This window comes from Vogesella lacus (assembly GCF_979366295.1).
Genome location: NZ_CEETQT010000002.1, coordinates 12330 through 30082 on the forward strand (window position 1 = coordinate 12330; position 17753 = coordinate 30082).

Consider the following 17753-nt stretch of genomic DNA (forward strand, 5'->3'; position numbering starts at 1 on the left):
ATCATGGCCTGACAACTTACAAGGAGAAGCATTATGGAGAGCATGCAACTGAGCCCCGCCGCGGTACGCATTCTGGGGGCACTGATCGAAAAGCAGGCCCTGACCCCGGATAGCTATCCCCTGACCCTGAATGCCTTGCAGACTGCCTGCAATCAGCTGACCAGCCGCGAACCGGTGATGCAACTGGACGAAAGCGAGCTGTCGCGCACCCTCGACGAGCTGCTGCAGGACAAGCTGATCAATGTCCGCCTGCCTGCCGGCAGCCGTGTCAGCAAGTACGAACACCGCCTCAACTATGCCTGGAATATAGACGGCGCAAAGTTGGCCGCACTGGCCATGCTGATGCTGCGCGGCCCACAGACGGCGGCCGAAATCCGCACCCGCGCCGGCCGCGTCTACAATTTCTCCGGTGCCGAAGAGGTCGAAACTGCACTGCAAGCACTGGCAGACAAGTTTCCGCCGCTGGCTCACAAAATGGCCAAGCAAGCCGGCGCACGCGAGGCACGCTGGTGCCACCTGTTGCATCCACAAGATGAAAACGACCTTGCTACCGGCAACACTCAGCAAGACAATCCGGCGCTGCAGCAACGGGTCGAGGCACTGGAGCAGACCGTGGCCGAGCTATTGCAACGCATCGAATTGCTCGAACAAACCCGCTAAGCGCACTACACAAAAAAGCCGGACAAGTCCGGCTTTTTTATTGCAGGCACTCAATGGCCAAGACTGCGACGCAAGCGTCGCATGCTCCACCATACGCCAAGTGCCACCAGCGGCACTGACAGGCCGGTTGCCAGCTCGTAATTCAGCCCCAGCCCCGCGGCCTTCAGCGCCTTGAACAGATACGACAGCAAACCGACCGCGTAATAGGTCAGCACGCCAACCGACAAGCCTTCTACGGTTTCCTGCAAACGCAGCTGGATAGCCGCCCGCTTGTCCATACTGGCCAGCAAGGCACGATTCTGCGCCTCATGCACCACCTCCACCCGTGTACGCAACAAAGCCGTGCTGCGCTGCAAGCGCGCCATCAGCCGCTCCTGCCTTTGCGCCACGGTATTACAGGTGGCCATCGCCGGTGCAAGACGGCGCTCCATAAACTCGTGAAACGGCTGCAAACCCGGCAACCGCTGTTCGCGCAATTCGGCAATACGCCGCTCGACCAGCTGGTAATACGCACGCGCAGCCGCAAAACGGTACTGGCTCTCGGCAATCAATTGCTCGCCCTGTGCCGACAGCTCGGTCAGCTCGTCCAGCAACTCGCTGTCGATGTCGCTCTGCGCCGCCATCCGCTCGGTAATGCGGCGCAGCTGGGTTCCCAGCCGGCTGATTTCCGGCGTCTGCCGCTTGGCTTCCGGCAGGGCCAGCAAAGCCAGCATGCGATAGCTCTCCATCTCGAAAAGGCGCTGCAACATGCGGCCATTCTGCGACGGCCCCATCTTGCGATCCACCACCACATAGCGGCTGAAGCCTTCCGCCAGCCGCGCATCGGGGTGCAAGCGCAAATCGGTATAGGCGAGGCCATTGCCATCACCGATTTCGGCACCAATCAGCTCATGCCCGCCAAACCAGTCCGCCGACAAGGCCTTTGGCTCGCGCTCCTGCACCGCATCCAGCAGCACCGCATGCATGGCCACCAGCAACTGCCCGGGCAATGCGGCCAACCATGACTCGGGCAGACGATCCAGCACGGTCCGCTCGAACGGGTCGCCGTGATGACCGCTGATAATGAAGGTGTAACGGACAAACTCGGTATGCAGCGCCCAACGTATCGTCAGGTCACCAGCCACCAGCGTATGTTGCGCGCCCAGCTCCTGCGGCAAGGATTGCCCCAGAAGGCTGGCCAGCTGACGGAAGGCTTGGCGCTGCGCGACGCCTTCATCATCAAACAGCAGGGATAATGTAGAAATTCGGGCCGGCGACGGAATCGCCGCCGGCGGGCGGGCATGGGCCTCGTCATTCAAGACCCGCCGCCATGGATGTGAACTGAGCTGCATGAGCATACCGGTGTGAGGTTATTGCTTTGCAGCATAAGCAGTTCCAGCCTTGCCTATCCAGCAATCACTTCACCTTTGCTGTAATTGCTACGACAAAGCAACACTGGTATTCAAGTTGCCTGATTCAGCTGACCTTGAAATAGGCAACACTCTGGTTCAGGCCATCAGCCGTGGTAACCAGCCTCGTTACATTGTCGCTAAGACTCTCGGCCGCAGAGGCACTTTGCTCGGCCGAGGCAGCGACACGCTCCATGCTGGCCGCCAGATCACGACTCGCGGTCTGCTGCTCCTGCATGGCATCGGCCACGCTCTGCGCTTGCGACGCGCTCTTGGCACTGCTGTCAGCACTCTGCGCCAGCCCTTCGCTCACGCTTTGCACATACTCGCGGCTCTTGCCCAGTGCGGCCAACCCTTCGCCGATCGCGCCTTCCAGCGTGGCAGATTGCTGATCAAGCGACGCGGTTACCCTATCGATCTCGCTGGCCGAGGCCGAAGACTTCTCCGCCAGCTTGCGTACTTCATCCGCCACTACCGCAAAGCCACGGCCCTGCTCGCCCGCTCGTGCGGCCTCAATGGCAGCATTCAGCGCCAACAGATTGGTCTGGTCGGCAATGTCACGCACTTCGCGCGTCATACCGGCAATCTCGCGGCTCTTGGTCAGGAAGCTGGCAACCAGCTCGGCCACGTTCTGCACGATCTGCTCGACGTGATTTACCTCGCCAACCAGGGTGTGCAGTTCTTCATTACCCCGTTTGGCAATCTCTGCGGTATCCCCTGCGGCCAACTTCATGCCCTGACTGACCTCAGCTACGGCAGCAATGCTTTCGGACAGTTCTTCGATAGCTGCTGCGGAGTTGGCCGACGAATGTGATTGCTCTCTTGCCGTCGCCAACAGCTGGGTAGCCAGCTGCGACAGACCATCTGCCATGTCCTGCAACTCACAGGCACCATGTTTTACCTTGCCCACACTGTGCGACAGGCTGCCGGACATATTCTGCAGCGCATCAACCACCATGCCCGTCTCATCCTTGCCACCCTGCGGGAAATGCACACTCAGATCGCCAGCAGCGACGGCCTGAACTGCACTAACCATCTCGGCCATCGGCCGGGTAATACTGCGGGTAATCAGCCAGCCAGCCAGTGCCGACAACAACAGCAACACTGCACCACTTCCAAGACTCAGATAAAAGGCTTGGGTATAGCTGTCTTCAGCTGCCTGCAAAGCTTTGCCATTCAGTTCCTGCTCGGTACGGATCAGCGCCTCAAGACTCTCGCGCCAGGGCTTCACCGCCGGAATCAGCTCCTTGTTCATGACATCGATCGCGCCAGCCGTATCGCCTGCCAGACCCAGCTGCATCATCTTGTCGATCACCGGCTCGGCATGCTGACGCAACTGGGCGGCACGCGTCATCAGTTCGCGCTCGCCATTCTGGGATGGAAACTGCTGCCAGTGCGCCTCCATCTTCTTGATGACTTCATCGTACTGGGCACGCGTCTGCGCCATCTTGTCGATGGCTTTTTGCTTGGTTGGCTGATCCGGATACATCACGGCATCACGGTAAAGGGTGCGCTGGATCTGCAGGTTATAAGTCAGCTCGGTCGCCAGTTCGACCAGCTTGTTGTGATCTTTTGCTACATCGTTCATGCGGTCGCGCATGCTGGCAAGGCCACCCAGTTGCAGCAGCAGCATCACCACGACCAGCACAATGATGGCAATAAAGGCCATCGCCAGCCGTAAACCAATCTTGATATTTCGCATCGCTTCTCATGCCAGATTGCTGAAAAAATCAATTCTGACAAGATATTGCATGCGTATTACTTTTGATTGAAATATCGTTGATTTTAATCAATTTCAATAATTGATTATTTGTTCCGTCTTGCCAGCAATGCCTCAACCGCGGCCCGCACTTCCGGTACGCGCAACTTTTCCAGGCTCTGGGCAAAAGCCTCCAGACCGGCCTCGGACAACTGGAACGATTTTTGATGTTCACGTCGCGGCACGACCGGCATTACCTTGATACGCACGCTTTTCAGCGGATAGCCCTGCTTCAGCAAGGGTTGCAACAAACTGTTACCCAAGAGTCGCAAGCGGGCTGCTACCGTGCCGTTATGCGCATAAACGACCAGTTCCCCCTCCCGCACGCAGGCCACCTGACAGAAGGAACCCAGCGTCCCCGGCAAGATCCGCTTGAAGGCCTTGTCCAGCTGCAAAATAGCATGGGCACGATCCGTCAACGAGGCCAGTCGACTATCCCCCCGCGTAAAACTGCTCAGATGCTTGCTGCTCATGGCGATATGTCTCAATAGAAAGGCTTATGCCCATTTTAACCGAGCAAGCGCCCCTTGCCGAAAACTGGCAGAGATAGCGCGAAAAGCATCTCGCCCACTATTGACGTGACAACGCAATGCCCCCATGTTGGGAGGTTATTGCTGTGCTAAACTTTAAGCCATTTTTTTCGGCCTGCTGGCCGCTGGATGTCCCGATAATGATTTCGACCCTACTCAAGAAAGTATTCGGCAGTCGTAACGATCGTCTGCTGAAGGAATACCGGCAGGTCGTGGCGCGTATCAACGCCATGGAAGGCAGCATGGCTGCCCTGACCGACGAGGCACTGGCGGCCAAGACTCCTGAATTCCGCGAACGCCTGCAAAAGGGCGAAAAACTGGATGCCCTGCTGCCGGAGGCCTTTGCCGTCTGCCGCGAAGCGTCCAAACGCGTGCTGGGCATGCGTCACTTTGATGTACAGCTGATCGGCGGCATGGTGCTGCATCACGGCAAGATTGCCGAGATGCGTACCGGTGAAGGCAAGACCCTGGTCGCCACCCTGCCGGTTTACCTGAATGCCCTGAGCGGCAATGGCGTTCACGTCATTACCGTCAACGACTACCTGGCCAGCCGCGACGCCGGCATCATGCGCAAGCTGTACAACTTCCTGGGCCTGAGCGTTGGCGTCAACCTCAGCCAGATGTCGCATGACGACAAGCAGGCTGCCTACAATGCCGACATTACCTACGGCACCAACAACGAATTCGGCTTCGACTACCTGCGCGACAATATGGTGTTCTCCATCGGCGAGAAGGTACAGCGTCCGCTGCACTACGCCGTTGTCGACGAAGTAGACTCCATCCTGATTGACGAAGCACGTACCCCGCTGATCATCTCCGGTCCGGCCGATGACAATGTGGCGATGTACCAGCTGATGAACAGCGTTCCGCCGCAGCTCATCAAGCAGGAAACCGAAGACGGCGCTGGCGATTACTGGGTCGATGAAAAGGCACACAGCGTACTGTTGTCCGAAGCCGGCCACGAACACGCCGAGCAGATCCTTGGCAATATGGGCCTGCTGCAGGAAGGCGACAGCCTGTACTCTGCGGCCAACATCAGCCTCATGCATCACCTGAATGCCGCGCTGAAAGCCCATGCCCTGTTCCAGCTTGACCAGCACTACGTGGTACAAGACGGCGAAATCGTCATCGTTGACGAATTCACCGGCCGCCTGATGGCCGGCCGTCGCTGGTCTGACGGCCTGCACCAGGCGGTCGAAGCCAAGGAAGGCGTACAGATCAACCGCGAGAACCAGACTCTCGCCTCGATCACCTTCCAGAACTACTTCCGCCTGTACAGCAAACTGGCCGGCATGACCGGTACTGCCGATACCGAAGCTTTCGAATTCCAGAACATCTATGCGCTGGAAACCGTGGTGATCCCGACCAACCGCCCGATGGTGCGCAAGGATCATCAGGACAAGATCTACCGCTCTGCCCGCGAGAAATACGCTGCAATCATTGCCGATATCAAGGAATGCCAGCAAAAAGGCCAGCCGGTACTGGTGGGTACCACCAGCATCGAAAACTCCGAGTTGGTATCGCGCCTGCTGACTGAAGCCGGCCTCGCGCACAATGTGCTGAACGCCAAGGAACATGCGCGCGAAGCCGACATCATCACCCAGGCCGGTCGTGCCGCCATGATTACCGTCGCCACCAATATGGCCGGTCGTGGCACCGACATCGTACTGGGCGGCAATCCGGAAGCCGACATCAAGGCCGTCGAAGCCGATGACAGCCTGTCCGATGCCGACAAGCATGCGCGTATCGAAACCATCCGCACCGAATGGAAAAAGCGTCAGGAGCAGGTGTTGGCCGCAGGCGGTCTCTACATCATCGGTACCGAACGCCACGAATCGCGTCGTATCGACAACCAGCTGCGCGGCCGTGCCGGCCGTCAGGGCGATGCCGGTGCCAGCCGCTTCTACCTGTCGCTGGAAGACCCGCTGCTGCGCATCTTCGCCGGCGATCGCGTCGCCATGATCATGGACAAACTCAAGATGCCGGACGGCGAAGCCATCGAGCATACCTGGGTCAGCCGCTCGATCGAGAATGCCCAGCGCAAGGTGGAAGGCCGCAACTTCGACATCCGCAAGCAATTGCTGGAATACGATGATGTAGCCAACGACCAGCGCAAGGTGATCTACCAGCAGCGTAACGAAATCCTCGCCGATCTCGACGCCTCGCAGATCATCGAAAACATGCGCAATGACGTGATCGGCGAAGCCGTCGACCAGCACATTCCGCCCGAGTCGCTCGAAGAGCAGTGGGATCTGCCCGGCCTCGAAAAACTGCTGGAAACCGAATACCAGGTGCACGCACCGGTTGCCCAGTGGATCAAGGACGAGCCGACTCTGGATATTCCTGATATCCGCGAGCGCATCCTGAATCTGGCCAGCAGCGAATACCAGCGCAAGGTCGAGCTGGCCGGCGAAACGGCCATCCGTCAGTTTGAACACAGCCTGGTGCTGCAGATGCTGGACAACAACTGGCGCGAACACTTGTCGGCGATGGATCATCTGCGTCAGGGCATCCATCTGCGCGGCTATGCGCAGAAAAACCCGAAGCAGGAATACAAGCGCGAAGCCTTCGAGCTATTCGCCGGCATGCTGGATCGCATCAAGCGCAACGTCGTCGGCGTGCTGATGACCGTGCAAGTACGTTCCGAAGCCGATGCCGAAGCCGTTGCCCCGCACGCAGTCAGCGATATGCAGATGCAGCACGCTCATGCACCGGCACTGGCCGAGGGTGAAGAGAATCCGTTCTCGCCCGAAGCCCTCGCCGCCCAAGGCCTGCGTGTTGGCCGCAACGACCCTTGCCCTTGCGGCAGCGGCAAGCGCTACAAGCAGTGTCATGGCCAGCTGAGCTAAGCCGCTACACAGCATGAAAAAAGCCGGTGCGAACAATCGCACCGGCTTTTTTATTGGCAGACAGACAAGCAAGGGCTAGCAGCCAACTGCTTGCTTCAGCTTGCCGCCTGCAACAGATGACTGCGACTGCAGGTCTTTTCCGCCAAGGCCTTGTCATGCGTAACCAGCAGCAGCGCACAACCGATACGCGCCAGTTCATCCAGCAGGCAACGCATGGTCTGCTGCTGGCTTAGCGGGTCCAGCCGTGACGTTGGTTCGTCCGCAAACAGTAGCTGTGGGCGCAGCAAGAGCACACGAATCAGCGCCAGACGCTGCAGTTCGCCTCCGGATACTTGCGATGGCAAGCGATCCAGCAAGCACTCATCCAGCTGCAAACGCGCCATCAGATCGGCCAAGGGGGCGCGGGGCAGACGATGCCGCTGCAGCAGATCAGCAAATGCCGTACGCAGGCTGATGCGCGGGGCAAATGCCTGTACCGGGTCCTGATACAGTTTCTGCAGCCCGCTGGCGCTCACACTGGCGGAACGCAAGACCCGCCCCCGATCCGGCGGCAATAGCCCGATCAGCATATTGCCCAGCGTGGTTTTACCGATGCCACTTGGCGCCAGCAGTGCCACACGCTCTGCCTGATGCAAGACAATATCCTGCGGTGCAAACAGCGGCCGCCCTGCATAGCTTTTGCCCACGCCGTCGCCACGCAGCAGCCATTCGCCGGCCGGTGGATACTCTTCCGCTGGCCAGGCCTGCGGCTCGGCTGCCAGCAGCTGTCGGCTGTAGTCATGCTGCGGCTGTCGCAATAGCTGCATAGCCTCACCCTGCTCTACCACCATGCCAGCACGCATGACCAGGATCCGGCCACCAAGGGCACGTGCCACACGGATATCGTGGGTAATCGTCAGCAGGCATTGCTCGTTGGCCAGATGCTTTCGCAATTGCCAGATCAGCGTATCGCATGCTTCCTCATCCAGCCCCTTGGAAGGCTCGTCCGCAATCAGCAAGCGGGCACCGCCTATCGTGGCTGCCGCATAGGCGGCGCGCTGTGCCATGCCTCCCGAGATCTGGTGCGGATAATGCTGAGCCGCACGACTCAAACCCAGCGTCGCCAGTGCCTGACGCGCGTACTGCCATGCGCCTGCCGGCTCCTGCCAGCGCCCCTCGGCGACCTGCGGCAACAGCCTCATGGTCGGATCCAGCGCCATCACCGGCTCCTGCGGCAGAATGGCTAGCTCGCGTCCCCATAGTTGGCGAAGGTTGGCCGCATTGGCCAGATCATACTGACGCGTGCCGCAATGCAGCTGGCCACGCGCCTGCAACTCTGGCGGCAAGGTTCCCATGATGGCATGCGCCAGCAAAGACTTGCCGGAGCCGCTCTCACCCAGAATGGTCAACGCCTGACCAGGTTCGATCGCAAGATCCAGGGCCGACAACAGGCAATGATTACCCTGATAGACCGCAACACCCGAAAGATAAATCGTACTCATGTGCGGACTCCCTCCGGTCTGGCCAATACCAGGCCACTCAAGGTCATGGCCAGCAAGCCGACCGGCGCCAGCAACAGCCACGGGGCCTCATGATAAAAAGGGAGCGCCTCGGTCATCATTTGCCCCAACTCCGGAATCGGCGGTTTGACGCCGACCCCGACAAAGCCCAGCGTAGACAAGGCCACGATCGCGGTGGCCAGTCCGAAGCTCATCATGGTCAGCAGCATCGGTGCCAACTCCGGCCACAGGTGACGCCGCACAATGTAGGGCACACCAAAGCCCAGCAACTGCGAAGCCTCGACATGTGGGCTCGCCAGAATCTGCCGGCTTCGCGCACGCACCATCCGGTAGTATTCGACCCACTGTGCCAGCGCCAGGCCGATGTAAAGCGTGATGAAGCCGCCCTGCGTCATCGCAGAGAAAATCAGCACGATAAGCAAACCCGGCAACGCCAGCACGCCATCGGCAATACTGCGCAACACCATATCCATCCAACCGCCACGCCAGGCCGACAGCACGCCCAGCAAGGAGCCCAGCGCTGCCGCCGTCAACACGCACAGCACACCCAGCCACAACGATAGTTGCGCAGCACTGGCCAACCGCGCCATCACGCTGCGACCAAGGTGGTCGCGCCCGAACGGCTCGGCAAGATCCGGCGCGGCGAGAAACCGCATCAGATCCTGCGTCGCATAATCCGGCCACAACCACGGCCCCAGCGTGGCAAACAGCACCACGCCCGCCAGCAACAGCAAGCCGCAAACTTGCGGCCAACCTTTGTTTACACCATTCATCACCTACTCCGCCGCGCCGCGTGGATCGATGGCCAGACACAACACATCGGTAGCGGTATTCATCAACACAAACAGCCATGCCAGCACCAGCGTGCAACCCTGGATCATCGGCACATCACGCCAGAAAATGGCATGCACCAGCGCGTGCCCGATACCGGGCCAGGCAAACAGGCTCTCGACCACCACCACGCCTTCGATCAGCAAGATCAGCTGCACGCTGGCGTAAGACACCACGGTCACGCCGATATTGCGCAGACCATGCCGCCAGAACACCACGCGCGGCGACAAGCCCTTTGTCAGGGCAAAACGGTAGTAGTCCGACTGCACCACCTGCACCACGCTGTCGCGCACGATGCGGGCGGTCAGTCCGGACAAGCCCAGGCCCAGTGTCAGCGCCGGCAGGATCATGTTCGCCTCCTCGCCATGCCCAGCCACCGGCAGCCAGCCCAGCTGCACCGCCAGGCCCAGCATCAGCACCAGCCCCAGCAAAAACGGCGGCAAGGCACGCATGGCCACACTCCAGGCCAGCACCAGCCGGTCAGGCCAGCCCCCGGGCCGCAAGCCGCTGATTATGCCCAGAGGCAAGCCCAACAGCACCGACATGGCCATCGCCAGCAAGGACAGCTGCAACGTCGCCCCCAGCTGCAGCGCGATGTCGTCAACGACGGCCGCACCGGTCACCAGCGACTGGCCGAGGTTCCCCGTCGCCATTTGCTGCAACCATTGCCCGAACTGCTGCCAGGCCGGCAAGTGCAGGCCCAGCTCCTGTCGTACCGATTCCGCCGCGGCCGCATTCACATAGTCGTAGCCGTAACGGCCGGCCGCGATGCGGTATGCCATGTCGCCCGGCAGCTGCTGCACGATCAGAAAGCACAGCGCAGCCACCAACAGGGACACGATCAAGGCCTGCAGCAGGCGCTGCAGCAGAATCCTGCCCAGTCCTGCAGTCAAGGTTCCGGACATTATTTCACCCACGACATGCCGGTCAGACGATAGGAACGCTCTAGCGGATCCAGCACGACACCCTGCAGCTTTTTGCTGACTGCCGCGCTCTGGCGATACCAAGCAATCGGCATTACTGGTTGCTCGCTTTGCAGAATACCGGCAACTTTCAGTCGGGCTGCTGCCGCCTGTACCGGCGTCAAACCACCATGTGCCAATGCAGCCAAGGTCTTGCTCAGCTCGGCGTTCTGCCACTTCATCACGCCCCAGTCAGCACCGTCATCGGTAAAGTCCCCCAGCAGGGTCACCAAAGGCTCCGGCACCAAAGCGTAATTGCGCGCATACAGACCAAGTTCCAGCGAACCGTCCTTATGACCAGCCGGAATCTCGCTGGAATTGCCGATCTTCACATGCAGCTGGATGCCTACCTTACGCAGTTGGTCTTGCAAGGCCGTTGCCAGCACCGGCAGCTCTGGGCGATCCGGGAAGGTGCGCAAGGTCAGCTCGAAGCGTTCGCCATTGCGCTGCAAGATGCCGTCGCTACCCGGCGTCCAGCCTGCTGCGGCCAACTGCTTGCTGGCCTGCTGCGGCTGATACGCCAGTGCAGGCAGCGCTTTCTGATGCCACTGCCCCATGCTAGGCGGAAACAACTGGGTGGCAGCCATTTGCGGGTCACGCAGCAAGGCGGTGGCCATTGCCGGGCGGTTCAGCGACTGGCTGATGGCACGACGCACCTTCACATCACTCAGGAATTTGTGCCCGCCATTGAACTTGATCTGGATGGAACGCGGCAGGGTCACAGAGGCGATATTGACGCGAGCCTGCTGCTTCAAGCGCACCAGACTGACCGGATCCAGCCCCAGTGCAATATCGGCCTGGCCACTCTCGGCCATCAATGCGCGGCTTTCGCTGCGGCCAACGGCCATATAGCTGACTTCCTTGATCGCCGGCTTTGCACCCTGCCATTGCGAAAACGCCGACACGACAACCTTTTGCGGCTGCGCCAGCAGGGTGATCCGGTAAGGGCCGCTGCCGATCACGCCCTTCACCGCCCCATCCACCGCATATGCCGCAGGCGCCAGAATCTGGGTATTGGCATGGGCAAACACCGCCGGCAATGGCGAGAATGGCTTGCTCAAGCTGACGATGACCGCATGGCCGTCGGCGCTGATCTTGCTGATCGGCGCACTTTCCATCACGCCCGGCTTTTTGCGCGCCCGCTCCAGCGCCGCCACCACGCTGGCAGCCGTAACTGGCGTGCCGTCATGAAACACTGCACCGCGACGCAGGCTGAAGCGCCAGCTCAGCTGATCGGCAGACGACTGCCACGCCGTGGCGAGGCCGGGACGCAGCTTGCCGTGATCATCCGCATCAAGCAGCGTCTCGGCCACCTGCAAGCGGGTAAACATGATGCCGTTGCTGGTGGACGGATCAATACCGTGGATTTCCCACGGGCCAACCATCTGCAATGTCTTGCCATAAGCCGGTGCCACTAAGGCCACGCCTGCCAGCAGTGCCGCCACCGCGTTCGGGAAAACCTGTTTCTTTTGCATCTTTCTACACATCGTCAAAGTATTAAGAATCAATATCAAAATGAACGTTATATTATTACAATTTTCCGATAAAGTGAATGCCGCCCGCCAGGCCCCAGAGCCGCAAAGGCTTGAGCACCAGCCCAAAAACAAACGCCGTTCATCCCCATGGTGAACGGCGTTTGATCTTGCAAGCTTGGCCGCAAGGCTGACGGCCGGATTTGATATTGAGGCGAAAAGGATCAGAAAAACCGGCGCATCTCTGCTTTAAACCGACAGTTTCAGCTGCACCGACAGCCCTGTATCCACAGCTCAGTCAGATATTCTGCATGGCCTTGTGATAGAGATTGAGTACGAAATTTCTTGGCAAGATGCGATTCAGGAAAACAAAGAGCTTGTTTTCAAAAGTCGGAATTTCACGGAATTTGCCGCGGAACAAGGCATTCAGGCCAAGTCTTGCCACTTTGACCGGAGAAATCCGGTGTTTGGCAGCAAACGTCCCCTTGCCGCCCTTGCCAAGATCACTACCGTTCAGTTTGAAAAAATCCGTATCGGTGCGTCCCGGGGACAAAACCATCAGATGCACGCCAAGCGGCTTCATTTCCATCGCCAGCGCTTCGGTAAAGTGCGCCACAAATGCCTTGCTTGCCGCATAAGCCGCCATGAGTGGCTGCGGCTGGTAGGCTGCCGTCGAGGCGACATTCAGGATATGGCCCCCACCTTGCGCACTCATGCGAGCAGCAAAATAACGACTCAGCTTGATCACTGCCATCTGATTCACCGCCAGCATGGCGTCGATGTCGGCACTCGGCAAATCAAGACACTTGCCATACAAGCCATAACCCGCATTATTGATCGCCACATCAATCCTGCCCGGATACTGCGCGAGGTTTGCCAGCAGATCGTCTTGCTGCGTCGCATCGGCCAGATCCGCCGCGATGACCAGGCTGACATTGGCAAGCCTGTCTTGCAGCTCGGCCAACTTCGCGGCATTGCGTCCATGAAGGATCAATGCGTAGCCCTGCTGCGACAATTGCTGCGCCATAGCCAGACCAATCCCTGATGTTGCACCGGTAATGAAAGCGGTTTTCATGCTGCGTCTCCTCGTGTTTGTCATCGAGTACCCAGCGTAAACCCTCCCCCTAACAGGAGAGTCAAGACGGTTTTTGCAGCGATTGCAATAAACACTCATTGTGCTGAATCACGCTCTGCTCCAGCTGTACCAGCCCCTCTAGCATGCCATTGATTTGATCCCGTTGCGCCGTCAGGCTGGCCCGCTTGATGCCGATTTCTTGCCGCAGCAAGTCCATGGGCACCAGACCTTGCCGGGTCTTGGCTTTCGCAATGGTTTGCAGTTCAAGCAAGGAAAAACCCAAGCTTTTCGCCAGGGTAATCATGCCAAGCAGCGGCACATAGCTCTGGTCATAAATCCGGTACTGCCCCTTGCGGGCCGGGGCCTTGATCAGGCCGATTTCTTCATAATGGCGAATGGCCTTGATACTCAGGCCGGTAATGTTTGCCAACTCCCCGATATACATAGCCTACCCTGCGGTGAATGCTGATAGAAACGGATTCTATCGTGCAAAATGCATATTGCAGCGCACATTGTCACGGCATGCACAACATCACTGACACACAGCACAACACCGCTGCCGCGAATCGCTGAATTGGCTTCGGGCCTTATGCTGACAACGCTACGGCTGCCGGCAGGCAACAACACAAGATGCCAAGTCCGAACTTCACCCGCAGATACACAACTTCGACTTGCCAATAAAAAACGCCGCTCATACAGGATGAGCGGCGTTTTTTATTGGCAAGGTTGGCCGCATGACTTGCGGCCAACCTTTGTTACAGCATCAGGACAGAATGCAGGAGCACTGGGTTTCTGCGTTCAGACGACGCAGCACCGGACGCTCGCCGGCACACTTGTCCACCGCCTGCGGGCAGCGGGTACGGAACACGCAACCGGATGGCGGATTCATCGGGCTTGGCAAATCGCCTTGCAGGATCTGGATCACCTTGTTGCGCTCGAGCTTAGGATCCGGAATCGGAATCGCCGACAGCAAGGCACGGGTGTACGGATGCGTCGGGTTATCGTACAGCGCGTGCTTCTCGGCCAGTTCCATTTCGCGGCCCAGATACATCACCAGGATGCGGTCGGAAATGTGCTTCACCACGGCCAGATCGTGCGCCACGAAAATCAGCGCCAGGCCCATTTCGCGTTGCAGCTCTTTCAGCAGGTTGATGATCTGCGCCTGAATCGACACGTCCAGTGCCGATACCGGCTCGTCACAGATAATCAGCTTGGGCTCGAGAATCAGCGCACGGGCGATGCCGATACGCTGGCACTGGCCACCGGAAAACTCGTGCGGGTAGCGGTTGATCATCTGCTCGCGCAAGCCGACCTTCACCATCATGGCACGCACGCGCTTCATGATTTCGTCCGGGCCCAGCTCCGGACGATGCACGCGCAGCGGCTCGCCGATGATCTGGGCAATGGTCATGCGCGGGTTCAGCGAAGCCAGCGGATCCTGGAAGATCATCTGGATGTCCTTGCGCACGTTCAGCCAGTCTTTCTTGCTGCCCTTGCGCAGGTCTTTGCCCATCCACACGATTTCACCACCGGTCTCGGCGGTATCCGGAATCAGGTTCAGGATCGCACGCGACAGGGTGGATTTGCCGCAACCGGATTCACCCACAACACCCAGTGTCTCGCCTTCGTACAGGTCGAAGCTCACGCCATCAACGGCTTTCAGCGTTCTTTTCGGTGTCCACGGCCAGTCCTTGCCGCCCTTGACCTTGAAGTGCACCTTGGCGTCGCGTACCGACAGAAGCAGTTTTTTCTCAGCCATGGCTGCTCTCCACAATCAATTCGGCAACCGGCTTGTGACAGGCGCGCAGTACCGCAGGGTTGGCCGCAGACGGCAACAGGTCAGGACGGACGTTGGCGCAATGCTCGGTGGCATGGCTGCAACGCTCGGTAAACGGACAGCCTTTTGGCATGTTAGCCATATTAGGCGGGTTGCCCGGAATGCTGACCAGTTCGCTGCCATCATGGTCCAGACGCGGCAGCGCGCCCAGCAAACCGATGGTGTACGGATGGGATGGCTGATAGAAGATATTGTCGGCGGTGCCGTATTCCATCGCGCGGCCACCATACATCACCATCACTTTTTCACACAGACCGGCTACCACGCCGAGATCGTGGGTAATCATGATGATGGCGGTACCGAAGTCACGCTGCAGATCCTTCAGCAGGCTGAGGATCTGCGCCTGAACGGTTACGTCCAGTGCGGTGGTTGGCTCGTCGGCGATCAGCACTTCCGGCTCGCACAGCAGGGCCATGGCGATCATCACGCGCTGACGCATACCGCCGGAGAACTCGTGCGGGTACATGTCGATACGACGGGCGGCTTCAGGAATGCGTACGGCTTCCAGCAGCTCGATCGCGCGCTTTTTGGCTTCGCGACGGGTCATGCCCTTGTGCAGCTCGAGTACCTCGGTCATCTGGCGCTCTACCGTCAGGTAGGGGTTCAGCGAGGTCATCGGGTCCTGGAAGATCATCGACACACGGTCACCACGAATGGTGTTGAGCTCTTTCGGGCTCATGGTCAGCAGATTCTTGCCGTTGTACAGCGCTTCACCGGTGGTGCGGCCATTCTTGGCCAAGAGGCCCATCATGGCGAGTACCGACTGGCTCTTGCCCGAACCGGATTCGCCCACGATACCCAGGGTCTGGCCGGCATCCAGCTCGAAATTGACGCCGTTTACTGCATTGACGATGCCGTCCGGAGTCTGGAACTGCACGCCAAGGTTGTTTACTTTCAGAAGACTCATGGCGTTTCCTTAACGATCTTTCGGGTCCAGCGCATCGCGCAGGCCGTCGCCGATATAGTTGGCGCAGTACAGGGTGATGGACAGCATGGCTGCCGGGAACAGCAGAATCCACGGAGTGGTTTCCATCACGCCGGTACCATCTTCGATCAGTACGCCCCAGCTGGTCATCGGCTCTTGTACGCCCAGGCCCAGGAAGGACAGTACCGACTCGGTCAGGATCACGCCCGGTACGGTTACGGTGGTGTAGATCACCACGATGCCCAGCAGGTTAGGCACGATGTGGCGGAAGATGATGTTAGGAGTGGAAACGCCGATGGCGTGTGCCGCCTCGATGAACTCCTTGGACTTGATCGACAGGGTCTGGCCACGTACTACACGCGCCATATCCATCCACGAGAACACGGTGATGGTCAGTACCACCAGGTAGAACTCGCGACCCAGCAGGGTCACCATCAGGATGGCGATTAAGAGGTAAGGCACGGCATACATCATGTCGACCAGACGCATCATGATGGCGTCAACCTTGCCACCCATGAAGCCGGCAATCGCACCCCAGGTGATGCCGATGGTCACCGACGCGATGGTTGCCAGCAGGCCAACCATCAGCGAGATACGACCACCGATCAGGCAGCGTACCAGCAAGTCACGACCCAGTTCGTCAGTGCCGAAATAGTGGGCATTCAGCATGGTCGGCGGCATGCTCATTGCATCCCAATCGGTATCCTCATAGGAATGAGGCAGGACCATGGGCCCGAAAATACAGGCCAGGGCAATGATGGTCAGCAACACCAGGCTGATGACGGCGGCCTTGTTGCGGAAGAAGCGCTCGCGCGCATCGCGCCACGGGCTGCGACCTTCAACGGCAGCGGCGTTGATGTTGGCCTCGATAACCTGGGCCAGATCACGTTGTTTCTGTTTGGAAAGCATGAAGAAATCCTCGCTAAATCACGTTGGCTGACACGCTTAGTAGCGAATCTTCGGGTCAAGCAGTGCGTAGCACAGGTCGACCAGCAGGTTGATCAGGACAGCCACCACAGTTACCAGCACCACCAGACCCAGCACCAGGGTGTAGTCACGGTTGGAGGCACCATTGATGATCAGCTTGCCAAGACCTGGCAGCGAGAACACCGACTCGGTCACCACGGCACCGGTAATGGTACCGATGGCAATCGGGCCGACTACCGAGATGACCGGCATCAGCGCAGGCTTCATCGCGTGACGCAGTACGATGGTCGCCATCGGCAGGCCTTTGGCCTTGGCCGTGCGGATAAAGTTGGAGTTCATCACTTCAATCAGGCTGCCACGCATCACACGGCCGATGGTCGACACGTTGATGAAGGTCAGCAGCGCAACCGGCAGGATCATGTAGCTCAGCTGGAAGTCGTTCCAGCCACCGGCCGGCAGCACGGACAACCAGATGGCGAACACCAGGATCAGCACCGGGCCAACCACGAAGGACGGGAAGGCACTACCCATATTGCCGATCAGCATCACGAAGTAGTCGACAATGCTGTTCTGACGCAAGGCGGCAATGGTGCCCAGCACGATGCCGATGATTACGGACAACACCAGGGCCGAACCGCCGATAAGGGCAGACACTGGCAAGGCGTTGGCCACCAGATCGTTCACGCTCCAGTCCGCATAACGGAAAGATGCACCCAGATCACCTTGCAACAGGCTCTTCAGGTACAGCAGATATTGTTGCCACAGGGGCAGATCGAGATTGTATTTGGCCTGCAAGTTGGCCAGAACCGCCGCCGAGATCTTGCGCTCGGAATCAAACGGGCCACCGGGGGTGGCATGCAACATCAGGTAACAGACGGTAATGACGAGCAACAATGTTGGGATCGTCATCAATACACGCCGGAAGGTGTAAGACCACATGGAAAAACTCTCCAGATCGGAAGCAGTTGCATGACCCCTTGGGTAAAGCGGGTCACATGACGGGTGTTCTGGCCGCAACCACCACCTCTTGTAAACCAGA

General features: G+C 59.0%; 15 protein-coding genes. 2 read left to right on the forward strand and 13 right to left on the reverse strand.

The window, feature by feature from the left end:
* Nucleotides 1-33 precede the first annotated feature (33 nt).
* The gene (locus ACZ9W6_RS02400; protein ID WP_465189479.1) at nucleotides 34-660 is read left to right on the forward strand and encodes a YceH family protein; all 627 of its coding nucleotides are present in this window, start codon (nucleotides 34-36) and stop codon (nucleotides 658-660) included.
* Between the two features lie 50 nt (nucleotides 661-710).
* On the opposite strand, the gene ACZ9W6_RS02405 is transcribed toward ACZ9W6_RS02400, so the two are convergent.
* From ACZ9W6_RS02405 to ACZ9W6_RS02415, 3 genes are all read right to left on the reverse strand, one after another.
* The gene (locus ACZ9W6_RS02405; protein WP_465189481.1) at nucleotides 711-1991 is read right to left on the reverse strand and encodes a DUF3422 family protein; all 1281 of its coding nucleotides are present in this window, start codon (nucleotides 1989-1991) and stop codon (nucleotides 711-713) included.
* A gap of 124 nt (nucleotides 1992-2115) precedes the next feature.
* The gene (locus tag ACZ9W6_RS02410; protein WP_465189483.1) at nucleotides 2116-3750 is read right to left on the reverse strand and encodes a methyl-accepting chemotaxis protein; all 1635 of its coding nucleotides are present in this window, start codon (nucleotides 3748-3750) and stop codon (nucleotides 2116-2118) included.
* A 104-nt stretch (nucleotides 3751-3854) separates the two neighbouring features.
* Nucleotides 3855-4280 (reverse strand): DciA family protein, encoded by a 426-nt coding sequence (locus tag ACZ9W6_RS02415; RefSeq protein WP_465189485.1) that lies wholly within the window; start codon nucleotides 4278-4280, stop codon nucleotides 3855-3857.
* Nucleotides 4281-4477: 197 nt separating this feature from the next.
* On the opposite strand from ACZ9W6_RS02415, the gene secA reads away from it, so the two are divergent.
* The gene (secA, locus tag ACZ9W6_RS02420; RefSeq protein WP_465189487.1) at nucleotides 4478-7186 is read left to right on the forward strand and encodes a preprotein translocase subunit SecA; all 2709 of its coding nucleotides are present in this window, start codon (nucleotides 4478-4480) and stop codon (nucleotides 7184-7186) included.
* A 95-nt stretch (nucleotides 7187-7281) separates the two neighbouring features.
* Here secA and ACZ9W6_RS02425 read toward each other — a convergent pair whose 3' ends face one another.
* The 10 genes from ACZ9W6_RS02425 to oppB form a co-directional block, all read right to left on the reverse strand.
* Nucleotides 7282-8667 (reverse strand): ABC transporter ATP-binding protein, encoded by a 1386-nt coding sequence (locus tag ACZ9W6_RS02425; RefSeq protein WP_465189489.1) that lies wholly within the window; start codon nucleotides 8665-8667, stop codon nucleotides 7282-7284.
* Complete coding sequence (locus tag ACZ9W6_RS02430; RefSeq protein ID WP_465189490.1) at nucleotides 8664-9458, reverse strand: ABC transporter permease; 795 nt, start codon at nucleotides 9456-9458, stop codon at nucleotides 8664-8666. Before ACZ9W6_RS02430 ends, ACZ9W6_RS02425 begins: the two co-directional genes overlap by 4 nt.
* Nucleotides 9459-9461: 3 nt before the next feature.
* Nucleotides 9462-10421 (reverse strand): ABC transporter permease, encoded by a 960-nt coding sequence (locus ACZ9W6_RS02435; protein WP_465189491.1) that lies wholly within the window; start codon nucleotides 10419-10421, stop codon nucleotides 9462-9464.
* Nucleotides 10421-11953: an ABC transporter substrate-binding protein gene (locus ACZ9W6_RS02440; protein WP_465189492.1), complete on the reverse strand. Its 1533-nt coding sequence runs from the start codon at nucleotides 11951-11953 to the stop codon at nucleotides 10421-10423. The genes ACZ9W6_RS02435 and ACZ9W6_RS02440 overlap by 1 nt, the downstream gene beginning before the upstream one ends.
* A 295-nt stretch (nucleotides 11954-12248) precedes the next feature.
* Nucleotides 12249-13025: an SDR family NAD(P)-dependent oxidoreductase gene (locus tag ACZ9W6_RS02445; protein WP_465189493.1), complete on the reverse strand. Its 777-nt coding sequence runs from the start codon at nucleotides 13023-13025 to the stop codon at nucleotides 12249-12251.
* Nucleotides 13026-13086: 61 nt separating this feature from the next.
* Entirely contained in the window at nucleotides 13087-13470 is a 384-nt protein-coding gene (locus tag ACZ9W6_RS02450; protein ID WP_465189494.1) for a MerR family DNA-binding transcriptional regulator, read from the reverse strand.
* A gap of 318 nt (nucleotides 13471-13788) precedes the next feature.
* Entirely contained in the window at nucleotides 13789-14784 is a 996-nt protein-coding gene (oppF, locus tag ACZ9W6_RS02455; RefSeq protein WP_465189495.1) for a murein tripeptide/oligopeptide ABC transporter ATP binding protein OppF, read from the reverse strand.
* Nucleotides 14777-15769: an oligopeptide/dipeptide ABC transporter ATP-binding protein gene (locus ACZ9W6_RS02460; RefSeq protein ID WP_465189496.1), complete on the reverse strand. Its 993-nt coding sequence runs from the start codon at nucleotides 15767-15769 to the stop codon at nucleotides 14777-14779. The genes oppF and ACZ9W6_RS02460 overlap by 8 nt, the downstream gene beginning before the upstream one ends.
* A 9-nt stretch (nucleotides 15770-15778) precedes the next feature.
* On the reverse strand, nucleotides 15779-16696 hold the full coding sequence (locus tag ACZ9W6_RS02465) for an ABC transporter permease subunit (RefSeq protein ID WP_465189497.1): 918 nt from the start codon (nucleotides 16694-16696) through the stop codon (nucleotides 15779-15781).
* Nucleotides 16697-16732: 36 nt separating this feature from the next.
* Nucleotides 16733-17653, reverse strand: coding sequence for an oligopeptide ABC transporter permease OppB (gene oppB, locus ACZ9W6_RS02470; protein ID WP_465189498.1), 921 nt, complete (start codon nucleotides 17651-17653; stop codon nucleotides 16733-16735).
* Nucleotides 17654-17753 lie beyond the last annotated feature (100 nt).

Coding starts and splice junctions, on each gene's coding strand:
- ACZ9W6_RS02400 (WP_465189479.1), top strand. CDS start 34: ATGGAGAGCATGCAACTGAGCCCCGCCGCGGTACGCATTCTGGGGGCA.
- ACZ9W6_RS02405 (WP_465189481.1), bottom strand. CDS start 1,991: ATGCAGCTCAGTTCACATCCATGGCGGCGGGTCTTGAATGACGAGGCC.
- ACZ9W6_RS02410 (WP_465189483.1), bottom strand. CDS start 3,750: ATGCGAAATATCAAGATTGGTTTACGGCTGGCGATGGCCTTTATTGCC.
- ACZ9W6_RS02415 (WP_465189485.1), bottom strand. CDS start 4,280: ATGAGCAGCAAGCATCTGAGCAGTTTTACGCGGGGGGATAGTCGACTG.
- secA (WP_465189487.1), top strand. CDS start 4,478: ATGATTTCGACCCTACTCAAGAAAGTATTCGGCAGTCGTAACGATCGT.
- ACZ9W6_RS02425 (WP_465189489.1), bottom strand. CDS start 8,667: ATGAGTACGATTTATCTTTCGGGTGTTGCGGTCTATCAGGGTAATCAT.
- ACZ9W6_RS02430 (WP_465189490.1), bottom strand. CDS start 9,458: ATGAATGGTGTAAACAAAGGTTGGCCGCAAGTTTGCGGCTTGCTGTTG.
- ACZ9W6_RS02435 (WP_465189491.1), bottom strand. CDS start 10,421: ATGTCCGGAACCTTGACTGCAGGACTGGGCAGGATTCTGCTGCAGCGC.
- ACZ9W6_RS02440 (WP_465189492.1), bottom strand. CDS start 11,953: ATGCAAAAGAAACAGGTTTTCCCGAACGCGGTGGCGGCACTGCTGGCA.
- ACZ9W6_RS02445 (WP_465189493.1), bottom strand. CDS start 13,025: ATGAAAACCGCTTTCATTACCGGTGCAACATCAGGGATTGGTCTGGCT.
- ACZ9W6_RS02450 (WP_465189494.1), bottom strand. CDS start 13,470: ATGTATATCGGGGAGTTGGCAAACATTACCGGCCTGAGTATCAAGGCC.
- oppF (WP_465189495.1), bottom strand. CDS start 14,784: ATGGCTGAGAAAAAACTGCTTCTGTCGGTACGCGACGCCAAGGTGCAC.
- ACZ9W6_RS02460 (WP_465189496.1), bottom strand. CDS start 15,769: ATGAGTCTTCTGAAAGTAAACAACCTTGGCGTGCAGTTCCAGACTCCG.
- ACZ9W6_RS02465 (WP_465189497.1), bottom strand. CDS start 16,696: ATGCTTTCCAAACAGAAACAACGTGATCTGGCCCAGGTTATCGAGGCC.
- oppB (WP_465189498.1), bottom strand. CDS start 17,653: ATGTGGTCTTACACCTTCCGGCGTGTATTGATGACGATCCCAACATTG.